Source organism: Photorhabdus sp. CRCIA-P01, assembly GCF_003545805.1.
Taxonomy (GTDB): Bacteria; Pseudomonadota; Gammaproteobacteria; order Enterobacterales; family Enterobacteriaceae; genus Photorhabdus; species Photorhabdus antumapuensis.
Genome location: NZ_NMQR01000013.1, coordinates 66,385 through 79,379, shown reverse-complemented (window position 1 = coordinate 79,379; position 12,995 = coordinate 66,385). Strand labels below are relative to the sequence as shown.

Below are 12,995 nucleotides of genomic sequence, written 5' to 3'. Positions count from 1 at the left end.
CCAATAACCTAGTGCGGTAGCTTTGTTATTACCTTATTTATTATTTCAGCAATATATCTTACACAACCTATTTAAAAAGCTTGTTAAAGTTTCACTTGCCAAATAAAACTTATGAAAATAGATAGCACCCTATTAAAAACCAAATGTAATTTATTTTCACAATTTCATTTTTAAGTCATCATCTTAAAAGGCAAAATATGTCCTCACTCAACATTCTCACCGAGAAATTTGATAATAAAACCGCCACCATTGCCATTGTTGGCCTGGGTTATGTTGGCTTACCGCTCATGCTCAGATATAACGATATCGGTTTTAAAGTCATTGGTTTCGATATTGATAAAGAAAAAACAGAGAAACTCAATCAAGGCCAAAGTTACATTGAACATATTCCCTCCGCCAAAATCAGTAAAGCAATAAATACCGGTTTTGAAGCCACGACGGATTTCACCAAAATCGCTCAATGCGATGCCATTATTCTTTGCGTCCCCACGCCGTTAAATAAATACCGTGAACCCGATATTAGTTTCGTGATTAACACCACCGATAGGGTAAAACCTTATTTAAGAGTCGGCCAAGTCCTCTCCTTAGAAAGTACCACTTATCCAGGCACCACCGAAGAAGAATTATTACCCAGAGTTGAAGAAAGCGGGTTAACCGTCGGCGAAGATATCTTCCTGGTCTATTCACCCGAACGAGAAGACCCCGGTAACCCTGATTTCGAAACCCGCACCATTCCTAAAGTCATAGGCGGCCACACGGAAAACTGTTTAAAAGCCGGTATCGCCGTTTATCAACACGCGATTGACCAGGTGGTTCCCGTCAGTTCAACCAAAGCCGCCGAAATGACAAAACTCCTGGAGAATATCCATCGGGCGGTCAATATTGGCTTAGTCAACGAAATGAAACTCGTGGCCGATAAAATGGGCATTGATATTCACGAAGTGATTAGAGCCGCGGCAACCAAACCTTTCGGCTTTGTTCCCTACTATCCCGGCCCCGGATTAGGCGGGCACTGTATTCCGATTGATCCCTTCTATTTAACCTGGAAAGCCCGAGAATATGGTATCAATACCCGCTTTATTGAACTCTCCGGTGAAGTCAATTCCTCTATGCCCGATTATGTGGTCACTAAAACCGTATTAGCACTGAACAAAGCGAATAAATCCATTAATGGCAGCCGCATCTTAATCCTCGGCATCGCCTATAAAAAGAATGTGGATGATATGCGAGAAAGTCCTTCAGTGCATATTATGGAAAAATTAAGAGAATTAGGGGCCAATATTGAATATGCCGATCCGCATGTCCCAGTCTTTCCTAAGATGCGTGAGCATCATTTTAATTTAATCAGCCACCCTATCACTGAAAATAGTCTCAAAACCTTCGACTGCGTTATTTTAGCCACCGATCACGACAAATTTGATTATGAATTAATTATCAATCACGCCAAATTAGTTGTTGATACCCGTGGCAAATATTCACCTAATCACACAAACATTATCAAAGCTTAACTTTAGGATAAGATATGCTGAGTATTATCAAAGACAGAAAGATAAGATTTGCTTTAGTTGGTTGTGGGCGGATCGCTAAAAATCATTTCAATTCGCTGGAAATACATCAAAACGCGGCCGAATTAGTCGCCATCTGTGATAACGATCAAGACGCATTAAACGCAGCGGTAGAAAAAACCGGCGTCCCGGGTTTCAGCGACTTAAATACGATGCTGGATAACATCACAGCGGATATCATTATCCTGACCACCCCCTCTGGCCTTCATCCCGCACAGGCGATCACCTGCTTTGATAAAGGCTTTCACGTCGTCACCGAAAAGCCAATGGCAACCCGGCTGGCTGAGGGGGAAAACATGGTCAAAGCGGCTGATAAAGCCGGAAAACATCTCTTTGTCGTCAAACAGAATCGTTTAAATGCCACCTTGCAATTACTGAAACGGGCAGTCAGTGAAAAACGTTTTGGCAAAATCCATATGGTCCACCTCAATGTTTTCTGGACCCGTCCCCAAGCCTATTATGACCAGGCCGCCTGGCGGGGCACCTGGGAATTTGATGGTGGCGCCTTCATGAATCAGGCAAGCCACTATGTTGATTTAATTGAATGGCTAATCGGCCCGGTCAAAGATGTTCAGGCCATGACATCGACCCACTTAGATATCGAAACAGAAGATACCGGGGTGCTCAATATCCGCTGGCGGGATGGCACATTAGGCTCGATGGCCGTCACCATGTGCACTTATCCTCAGAATCTCGAAGGTTCAATCACCCTCCTAGGGGAAAAAGGCACGGTCAGAGTGGGAGGATTAGCCGTCAATGAAATCCAGGAATGGCATTTCGCTGACGAAAAAGAGTATGACCAACAAGTCAAAGCCGCCAATTACGAAACCACTTCGGTGTACGGATTTGGTCATCCGCTTTATTATAAAAATGTCATTGAGGTGATGAAAGGCGAAGCCAAACCGATAACCGATGGCCGGGAAGGCTTAAAATCCCTGGAGCTGCTTATCGCCGCTTATTTGTCAGCCAGAGATAATAAAACCATTTCTTTGCCTTTAACCTATTAAATCCCTGGAACCGGTCTCATGTCAGCAGAACACGTAATGATACATCCCAGTGCCATCATTGATGACGGGGCCCAAATCGGCAAAAACAGCCGTATCTGGCATTTCACCCATGTCTGCTCTGGTGCTCAAATTGGCGAAGGCTGTTCTCTAGGCCAAAATGTCTTTATTGGCAATAAAGTCACTATCGGCAATCACTGCAAAATACAAAATAATGTTTCTGTTTATGACAATGTTCATCTGGAAGAGGGGGTATTTTGTGGTCCCAGCATGGTTTTTACTAACGTTTATAATCCCCGCTCATTGATTGAAAGAAAAAATGAATATCAAAACACGCGGGTAAAAAAAGGCGCCACCTTAGGCGCCAACTGTACCATTGTTTGTGGCACCACCATTGGCGCTTATGCTTTTATTGGCGCTGGCGCGGTGGTGAATAAAGATGTCCCTGATTATGCCCTGATGGTGGGTGTGCCGGCCAAGCACATTGGCTGGATGAGTGAATTTGGTGAACAATTAGATTTACCGCTACACGGACAAGCCACTGCCACCTGTCCTCATACTCACCATATTTATCAGCTAGAGAATAATCGTGTCGTGCGAATAAAGTAATTAAAGGATAAAGGCATGCAATTTACCGATTTAGCAGCACAGCAACTGAGAATTAAAGATAAAATTGACGCGAATATCCAGAAAGTCCTCACACATGGAAAATATATTTTAGGGCCCGAAGTGGCCGAATTAGAAGAAAAGCTCATTGAATACACGGGGGCGCCATATTGTATTACCTGCGCCAATGGCACCGACGCCTTGCAAATTGCCTTAATGGCGATTGGCATTAAACCCGGCGACGAAGTGATTACTCCCGGCTTTACCTACATTGCCACCGCTGAAACCGTTGCGCTACTAGGCGGGGTTCCGGTTTATGTTGATATCAAGCCCACCACGTATAACTTAGATCCGGTGCAACTCGAAGCAGCGATTACCCTGAAAACCAAAGCGATCATTCCGGTTTCCTTATTCGGCCAATGTGCCGATTTTGACGAAATTAATGCCATCGCAGCAAAATATAACCTGACCGTCATAGAAGACGCGGCCCAAAGTTTTGGCGCGACTTATAAAGGCAAACGTTCCTGTAACTTAACCGCCATCTCCTGTACCAGCTTCTTCCCCAGTAAACCATTGGGGTGTTACGGTGATGGCGGCGCCATTTTCACCTATGATGAAGCACTGGCGAAAATTATTCGTCAAATTGCCCGTCATGGGCAAGACAGACGATATCATCATGTCAGAGTCGGGGTTAATAGCCGTTTAGATACCCTGCAAGCGGCCATTCTGCTGCCCAAACTGGAGATATTTGATGAAGAAATGGCACTACGTCAGACGGTGGCAAAAAACTATAATCAGGCGTTGAATGACATCGGCATCATGACCACCCCGTATATTGAACCCCATAATCTCTCCGCCTATGCGCAATATACTATCCGGGTTAAAAACCGTGATGAATTACAGCGCAAATTAAAAGAACAAAGCATTCCCACCGCCGTGCATTACCCGATCCCCTTGAATAAACAGCCGGCGGTGGCCTGCAATAGTGTTCTGCCTGTTGGAGACGAAATTGCACAAGAAGTTATTAGCTTACCGATGCATCCCTATTTATCCATAGATTTAATTAATAAAATTGCCAGTTCAATTTAAAATCTATGAATTATAAATTATTGAAGAATATATCTGGCTTATTACTCTCATCATTATTCAGCCAGATATTATTATTACTATCAACACCTGTATTAACAAGATTATTTTCACCGGAAGAATTAGGTATTTATGCTTCATTTTCATCGCTTTTAAGTGTTTTTGCCGTAGGCGCTTGTCTCCGTTATGAATTTTCAATAAGTTCATCAGAAAAAAATCGTGAAATTAATTCATTAGTCACATTATCTTGCATTCTTCCAATAGCCATTAGCCTAATAGTTATCACTGTTTTTGCAATATCTAACATTTCAGAAAAAATAATTATAGGAAACTATCTATACTATATCCCGCTAGGTATTATCACTTATGGGTTTTATCGGGCAATAAGTTTCAAGAGTATAAGAGAAAAACAATACCATGCACTCTCTATCACTAAAATAACGCAAACCGTTGCCATGATTAGCACCCAAATCATTGGCGGTATTGCCCATTTAGGAGCAAGCAGTCTCATCTTAGGCCAAATATTAGGTCAATCATTAGGTGTCCTATTTTTAAGTAAAAGATCCAAATATCGTTTAATTACAGGCAAACATGAATTTAGAAAAATAAAATTGCTGACTCATAAATATTATAAATTTCCGGTTTATGACTTCCCTGCGGCTCTCATTAACACATTGAGTAATGAGCTCCCTCAATTATTTATCATGTCCACCTATGGGCTAAAATCTGCGGGGTTTTATTTAATTGCCTCTAGAATATCAGGCGCGCCAATTACACTATTAACCCAAACCGTTTCGTCTATATTACAAGGATATTTAAAAGACACGGCTGCATCCCCTTTCTTCAAAATAAAAAAAACATTTTATTGCCTAACATTTATTGCTCTTTTATTTGCTATCGTGACCTACTTTACGGGCATACCCATCATCACCTTTATTTTCGGTGAAGAATGGCATGAATCAGGTAAATATCTATTATGTTTAATACCACATTTATGCGGACAAATAATATACTCATCGTTATCGATATATTTATCCATTTATGAACATCAGAAAAGCAATTTATTTATTCAAACAACATCGATTATATTAAGACTAATAGCCCTCCTTACTGGATATCTATTAGGCGATATTTATCTCACCCTTTTATTATTTTCACTCACAAGTTTTGCTCTTTATCTGACGAGTACGGCTTATATTTTAAAATTATCTTTCATGCGTAAAGAAGGTTAACATGAAGAAAATCATAATAAAAATAATCCCCTATATCATTATCGTGATGATTGTCAGCTATACATTCAATAAATATGCTTATGAGCTGGATGAATTCAATGGCAATGTGAGAAACTTAGTCATGAAAGGGAAATTCACGCAACGCGAATTTAATAGCAATGGCTTTCCATTATCGCATTCACCTCATATTCCCGAACCCTTCTTATCCCCATTTTATGTTGTTCACTATGGCCTGATATACTCTTCTTTAGGCTTAAATAACGATAACGTCAATATATTATGGCGAACCGATTCCTCCTTACCCGGATGGAATGTACCACCACCTCAATTCAATCAAGACAAATTGATTGATAATTTTAAATTTTCAGCAGATTGGTTATTAAATAATATAAAATTATTTCATGGTGAAAGTCATTACTTATATGATTTTGATTGGTCATATAAAGGCTACAAAAACAATAAACTCTCTGCCCCCTGGTGGTCAGGATTAACAGATGCCTATGCCATTATTCTGTTATTAAGAGCTTATGACCATTTTGGCGATGATAAATATCTGCTAACGTCGAAATTACTCTACCAATCATCACTAGCACCTATCCATAAAGGCGGCAGTTTAACCACATTAGACAATATGCTGTGGATTGAAGAATATGTTGATCCTCAAGCCAATTCAGACCAATTGGCTTTTGTATTAAACGGCATGATCTATTCTACTTATGGCATTGAGTCCTTTGAAAATTATTTAAATACAGATGAAAATACCAGAACAGCCGATAAATTATATCAATCAATCAGCCATAATATATTTAAGTTCGACATAAAGAATGAATGGTCCAGCTATGATTTAATTGGCAATCCAAGTAACATTAAATATCATAAAATCCATACCCTTCTATTAAAAGATCTGATAGAAAGAAATCAAAATTTTAAAAATAAAGAAATAATAGACTTATATAATAACTGGAATAAATCCGCCGCTAATAGCGGATATTATTACATAAAACATGGCCCTGCGAGTTGGGCATACTATCAATTTATCACGATGTATCTCCTGTCTATCTTAATATTATCACTCATTTACTTCTTTATCCGCAAAAATGCAAAATAATATTAAAATAATCCTGAAAATATTTATCTATCAGGTTATTATCTACCTGAATTCAGTGCTTATATTAGACACATTCCATGAGGTAAGAGGCTATAATATTACCCCACAGGGTTACTTAAGTATTTTTTTCTGTTGGATATCATTTTTACCGCTCATTTTACTCAACAACCAGAAAAACCCCGTGATGGTTTTTTTATGGTTAATCTATATCACTTACATTATACCGGTATCCATTATATTCCCACTGATTAATTCAGCTTCTGTCTATTCAATCATTTTCGTATGCACAATAAACATATTATTTTTCTCATCGATATTATTTTTTCGGATAATAGATAGAATAACCATGCCGAAACTAAAAATCCCGTGGGACTTATATAAAATACTGATAATAGGATGTGGTATTATTGTACTGTTATTCGTCATGAGCAATCCTGGATTAAGTTTAATACCCCCTAATATATTTAAAGTTTATTCCGTGAGACAGCACTTTAAAGACAACACACCACTACTCACGATGTACATCATCACCAATGGGGGATATGTTATCTCACCATTACTCCTATTAGCTTCACTCTATCTCAGAGGTCCGATTAGATATATCCTCATTACAATAAGCATTTTGATTTCCTATTTAATCTACAGCTCTTCAGGATTAAAAAGCATAGCATTTATGAATCTCGCCGTTATTATTTTATTCTTCTATATAAAAGAAACAAAATCGATAAGTAATTCGGTGATAAACATCATTCTCTATTTATTCCTTACCGCCGGAGTATTATATTTTATTTTCGATTTTTATGATCCACTGATACATTGGCTACGCAGAGTATTCTTCACACCGACATTAAATACCTATTACTTTTATGATTATATCTACAACAACAATAGCGAGTTTACAACAGAGGCGCCTCAAATCGTTTCTCAAATCTATTATGGTACCTCAGGATCGGCTAATACCGGCTTTATTGGCGACGGTATCGCCAGATACGGCACACTGGGTTTACTCATAAACTTTTTTATATTTAATATATTAATCTTTGCAATGAACCTGTGCTCAAAAAAGGTTCCATTTGAATTTTCAACAACACTCTATTTACCCTTCGTATACACGATATCAAACTCAGCGATTACAGCATTACTACTGACCTATGGGCTGCTGGCATTAAGCATATTATTATTTTTATTCCCTACGAAAACTAACAAAATATCCTTATGAAAATCACACATATGACCTCGGTACATTCGCGTTTCGACATCCGTATTTTCCTAAAAGAGTGTTCTGCCTTACAACAAGAATATGAGGTCTCCCTTATTGTCGCAGATGGTAAAGGTAATGAAGTCAAGAATAATATTGCTATCATTGATGTCGGCACATTACCCGGTCGATTAAATAGAATCTTTAAAACAACCGATAAAGTTTATAAAAAAGCATTAGAATTAGACGCTGATTTATATCATTTCCATGATCCGGAACTCATCCCTATCGGATTAGAACTCAAAAAGAGCGGTAAAATAGTCATTTTTGATGCCCATGAAGATGTCCCTAAACAAATTTTCAGCAAACCCTATTTAAATAAATTCACTAAGATTATTGTCTCTAAATTATTCGCCCTCTACGAGAAATATGCTGCGGCTAAATTTGATGGCATTATTACGGCCACCCCATCAATAAGAGACAAATTTTTAAAACTCAATAACAATACCCTAGACATTAATAATTATCCCATATTAGGTGAATTACATAACAAGAACGCCAACTGGCATGAAAAAGAAAAACAAGTCTGCTATGTCGGCGGCATTTCCGACATCAGAGGTATAGCCGAGATGGTTGAATCCCTCTCTCACCTCACGACGAATACAACAATGAAATTAGCGGGCAATTTTTCAGATAAAGATTTAGAGACTAAAACAAAGAGCATGAAAAATTGGCACAAAATAGACGCACTGGGATTTTTAAATCGCATAGAAACCAAGGAGCTTTTATCTAAATCTATTGCGGGTATCGTTCTATACCACCCACTACCCAATCATATTGATGCCCAACCCAATAAAATATTCGAATATATGAGTGCCGGCATCCCCGTTATCGCTTCAAATTTCCCATTATGGAAAGATATTGTTGTCAAAAATCATTGTGGTATTTGTGTCGATCCATTAAACCCTAAGGAAATCGCTGATGCGATAGATTACTTATCAAATAACCCTGATATAGCAGAAGAAATGGGTAATAATGGGCTTCTGGCAGTCAATGAAAAATACAACTGGGATATTGAACAAAATAAACTAACTAAATTTTATCAACAAATTGGACGTTAATCGATATGAAAAAAATCATTACCGTATTAGGCGCCAGACCGCAATTCATTAAAGCAAGCCCAGTATCTCGCGCTTTAAAAAATCATAATAAATTTAAAGAAATTATCATTCATACCGGTCAACATTTTGATACTAATATGTCCGATATATTTTTTAATGAATTAGCCATTCCCAAACCGGATTACACTCTCAATATTCATGGCGGCTCGCACGGTGAAATGACCGGAAAGATGCTAATCGAAGTTGAAAAAGCCCTTATTACAGAAAAACCGGATGCCGTCATGGTATATGGTGATACAAACTCGACTTTAGCGGGCGCATTAGCCGCATCTAAATTACATATTCCCATTATCCATGTTGAAGCCGGTCTACGCAGTTTTAATATGCAGATGCCCGAAGAGATCAATAGAATATTAACCGATAATGTCAGCTCAATTCTCTTCTGCCCAACAGATACCGCCGTCAATAATCTACAAGAAGAAGGCTTCAATTCAAAACCCGTTCATATCAGAAAAGTCGGCGATGTAATGGAAGATGCCGCTTTATATTTCAGCCAAACAGCCAAAAAACCTGATGGGCTGGATTCGATACAAAACTTCATATTAACCACACTTCACCGTGCTGAAAATACCGATAATCAGGCACGTTTAACTGAAATAGTAAACGCATTGAATGATATACACAGAAGAATTGCTACTGTTGTAATACCAATTCATCCAAGAACTAAAAAAATGTTAGCACAATACGGCTTGCATTTAGATGTCCATTTAATTGAGCCAGTGGGATATTTAGAGATGATCTGGTTACTCAAAAACACCGCCCTGATTATTACCGATAGCGGCGGACTTCAAAAAGAGGCTTTCTTCTTCCGAAAACCTTGTATCACCGTGAGAGATCAAACTGAATGGGTAGAATTAATTGCCGCAGGCGTCAACAAACTCTCAGAGGCTGAAAGTAGCAAAATAACCCAATCAGTTCATGACATGATGGGTATAGATATAGGCTCGGTTCAATCCATGTATGGCGGCGGTATCGCTGCAACAAGAATTGCTGACGAATTAGAAACATTACTATGAATATCGTCTATATAAACCATTATGCCGGGTCGCCGGACCTGGGTATGGAATTTCGTCCATATCATTTAGGGCAAGAATGGGTTAAATCGGGACATAATATTACGATACTCGCAGCCTCTTATTCTCATGTCCGAACAAAACAACCTAAACTGATAGACAATAAAAAAACCACCGAAAATATTAACGGATTAGAATATATCTGGTATCCCACCCCGAGCTATAACGGAAATGGATTATCCAGAGTCAAAAATATTTTCTCTTTTTTACGACAAATTTGGTTTGATAGCCATAACTTAGTCAAAAAATATCGACCTGATGTTGTCATTGCTTCAAGTACATATCCGATGGATATATGGATTGCAAAACGTCTCGCCAAAAAAGCTAATGCCAAACTGGTCTTTGAAATCCATGACTTATGGCCTCTTTCCCCCATAGAATTAGGAGGAATGTCACCTAAACATCCATTTATTCAATTATGTCAACTCGCGGAAAACGCGGCTTATAAATATCCTGATGTGGTCATTTCCATGCTGCCTAATGTACAAGAACATACGAAAACACATGGATTAGGGCTCAGCAAATTACATATTATCCCTAATGGCGTGGTTGTAGAAGATTGGATAAATCAACTTACTCCATTAAACAGTTCACTAGAAGAGCTTATTGCAACCGAAAAAAATAGAGGACATAAAATTGTATGCTATAGCGGAGCTCACGGGCATCCAAATGCGCTAGAAAAACTACTCAAAACCGCTTCACTTCTTCATAATAAACCGATGACATTCTTATTAGTCGGCACGGGCCTTGAAAAGGATAACTTAATAAAAGAATCTCAATTACTAGGAACAAATAACGTTATATTCTTTGATCCGATCCCCAAAAATCAAATACCGACATTACTCAATAAAATTGACATTGCTTATATAGGACTACAAAAACAATCATTATTCAGATTTGGCATCAGCCCTAATAAACTTATTGATTATATGATGGCGGGAAAACCCATTTTATGTGCGATTGATGCAGGTAATGATCCCGTTTCTGACGTGAATTGCGGTATTACCGTTAAATCAGGAAAGCCAAAAGACATTGCTCAGGCCCTATTAAAACTCAGTGAATTATCAACTGACGAATTAAGCCAAATGGGGCAACGAGGCAAAATTTATGCTTTAGAAAATCACGCTTATTCCGTATTAGCAGACAATTTCATAAAGGCAATCATCAATCATGAATAATAAATTCCTTCCTTTTGCATTACCTGAAATTGGACAATCTGAAATTGATGAGGTTATTGACTCACTTAAAACCGGTTGGATAACCACCGGGCCTAAAACCAGAAGATTTGAACAAGATTTTGCCCAATATTTAGGGTCTGATGTTGAAGCCATTGCGGTAAATTCAGCAACGGCAGGATTGCATTTAGCATTGGAAGCCATTGGTATTCAGCCGGGTGATGAAATCATCGTTCCTACCTATACCTTTACGGCGACAGCAGAAGTTGTCCGTTATCTGGGGGCTCATCCCATTTTTGTTGATTCCTTACCTGATAGCCTGAATATTGATCCAATAGCAATAGAAAAAGCCATAACCACCAAAACTAAAGCCATTATGCCGGTGCATTTTGCAGGTTTATCCTGTGATATGGATACCATCATTGCGATAGCTAAAAAATTTAATCTACGAATAGTTGAAGATGCCGCCCACTCATTTCCGACTTTATATAAAGGAAAAAAAATTGGCACTCTAGATACCGATGTCACTGTATTCAGCTTCTATGCGAATAAAACCATGACAACAGCGGAAGGTGGCATGCTAGTCTCCAGACATCCAGATATCATAAAAAGAACAAAAATAATGCGCCTCCACGGCATTAGCAAAGACGCCTTTGATAGATATCAATCTAAAATACCTGCCTGGTATTATGAAGTGATTGAGCCGGGCTATAAATATAATATGCCAGATATTTGTGCATCCATCGGCATCCACCAATTACAGAAAATAGACACTTTTCACAAGAAAAGAGAGGAAATGGCTAAATTCTATGACAATGAATTAAAAGATCTGCCCATTATCTTACCGACTAAACCTAAAGAGCCTAATAGCCAACACGCCTGGCATCTATATACCATTAGATTAAATAATGAAGTCAAAATATCCAGAGATGACTTTATCATAAAAATGGCAGAAAAAAACATCGGCTGCTCTGTCCATTTTATTCCACTGCATAAACAACCCATCTGGAAAAACACCTACTCTCTTAATGAAAACGACTTTCCCGTCGCAGAAGAAAATTTTAAAAGAATTATCTCCATCCCTTTATATACAAAAATGACAAAAGAAGACCAAATCTACGTTATCAAAACAATTAAAGAGATCTTGGCATAAATGATGACATATTATTTAGCGATAAAAAGGCTTTTTGATTTTATTTCTTCTCTCATTGGACTCACTCTATTATTCCCTATCTTAATAACTATTGCCATCTGGATAAAAATGGATTCGACAGGACCCATTTTTTTCCGACAAAAACGAGTAGGCCAATATAATCACGATTTTTATATTCACAAATTTAGGAGCATGACCACTGGATCAGAGCAAAAAGGACAACTCACTATCGGTAATGATCTCCGTATTACCAATTCTGGAAAATTCATACGCAAATATAAAATTGATGAACTAGCTCAACTCATTGATGTTGTTCGAGGCAAAATGAGCTTAGTCGGGCCAAGACCCGAAGTCCCACAATTTATGGACAAATATCCAGATGATGTCAGAAACAAAATATTATCGGTAAAACCCGGCATAACAGATTTGGCTTCCATAGAAATGATCGATGAAAATCAGATATTGAGTCAATATAAAGATCCTCATCAAGCCTATATCGACATTATTATGCCGATAAAAGCTAAGTACTACTTAGAATATATAGATAAAAAGTCATTTTTCCATGACCTGAAGATTATTTTTAAAACCATTTACAAAGTAGTTTTTAGGTAATT

General features: G+C 38.2%; 12 protein-coding genes. All 12 read left to right on the top strand.

Annotated elements, in window-relative coordinates; all coding sequences use genetic code 11:
* Nucleotides 1-197 precede the first annotated feature (197 nt).
* The 12 genes from D3222_RS10360 to D3222_RS10305 all read left to right on the top strand — a co-directional run bounded on the left by D3222_RS10360 (nt 198) and on the right by D3222_RS10305 (nt 12,993).
* Complete coding sequence (locus D3222_RS10360) at nt 198-1,508, top strand: nucleotide sugar dehydrogenase (RefSeq protein WP_118986087.1); 1,311 nt, start codon at nt 198-200, stop codon at nt 1,506-1,508.
* Between the two features lie 14 nt (nt 1,509-1,522).
* Entirely contained in the window at nt 1,523-2,572 is a 1,050-nt protein-coding gene (locus D3222_RS10355) for a Gfo/Idh/MocA family protein (RefSeq protein WP_118986086.1), read from the top strand.
* Nucleotides 2,573-2,590: 18 nt separating this feature from the next.
* The gene (locus D3222_RS10350; RefSeq protein ID WP_118986085.1) at nt 2,591-3,178 is read left to right on the top strand and encodes an acyltransferase; all 588 of its coding nucleotides are present in this window, start codon (nt 2,591-2,593) and stop codon (nt 3,176-3,178) included.
* Nucleotides 3,179-3,193: 15 nt separating this feature from the next.
* A complete protein-coding gene (locus D3222_RS10345; protein WP_118986084.1) occupies nt 3,194-4,264 on the top strand; it encodes a DegT/DnrJ/EryC1/StrS family aminotransferase in 1,071 nt (356 codons plus the stop codon).
* Nucleotides 4,265-4,284: 20 nt separating this feature from the next.
* Nucleotides 4,285-5,493 (top strand): lipopolysaccharide biosynthesis protein, encoded by a 1,209-nt coding sequence (locus D3222_RS10340; RefSeq protein ID WP_232832473.1) that lies wholly within the window; start codon nt 4,285-4,287, stop codon nt 5,491-5,493.
* A 1-nt stretch (nt 5,494) separates the two neighbouring features.
* On the top strand, nt 5,495-6,601 hold the full coding sequence (locus D3222_RS10335) for a D-glucuronyl C5-epimerase family protein (RefSeq protein WP_118986082.1): 1,107 nt from the start codon (nt 5,495-5,497) through the stop codon (nt 6,599-6,601).
* Between the two features lie 346 nt (nt 6,602-6,947).
* Nucleotides 6,948-7,820: a hypothetical protein gene (locus D3222_RS10330; RefSeq protein WP_232832472.1), complete on the top strand. Its 873-nt coding sequence runs from the start codon at nt 6,948-6,950 to the stop codon at nt 7,818-7,820.
* 11 nt (nt 7,821-7,831) lie between these two features.
* A complete protein-coding gene (locus D3222_RS10325) occupies nt 7,832-8,920 on the top strand; it encodes a glycosyltransferase family 4 protein (RefSeq protein ID WP_232832471.1) in 1,089 nt (362 codons plus the stop codon).
* Between the two features lie 5 nt (nt 8,921-8,925).
* Nucleotides 8,926-9,996, top strand: a complete 1,071-nt coding sequence (gene wecB, locus D3222_RS10320; RefSeq protein WP_118986079.1) for a non-hydrolyzing UDP-N-acetylglucosamine 2-epimerase — start codon at nt 8,926-8,928, stop codon at nt 9,994-9,996.
* A gap of 44 nt (nt 9,997-10,040) precedes the next feature.
* The gene (locus D3222_RS10315) at nt 10,041-11,231 is read left to right on the top strand and encodes a glycosyltransferase family 4 protein (protein WP_232832470.1); all 1,191 of its coding nucleotides are present in this window, start codon (nt 10,041-10,043) and stop codon (nt 11,229-11,231) included.
* Entirely contained in the window at nt 11,224-12,381 is a 1,158-nt protein-coding gene (locus D3222_RS10310) for a DegT/DnrJ/EryC1/StrS family aminotransferase (RefSeq protein WP_118986077.1), read from the top strand. Before D3222_RS10315 ends, D3222_RS10310 begins: the two co-directional genes overlap by 8 nt.
* On the top strand, nt 12,382-12,993 hold the full coding sequence (locus D3222_RS10305) for a sugar transferase (protein WP_118986076.1): 612 nt from the start codon (nt 12,382-12,384) through the stop codon (nt 12,991-12,993).
* Nucleotides 12,994-12,995: the final 2 nt, after the last annotated feature.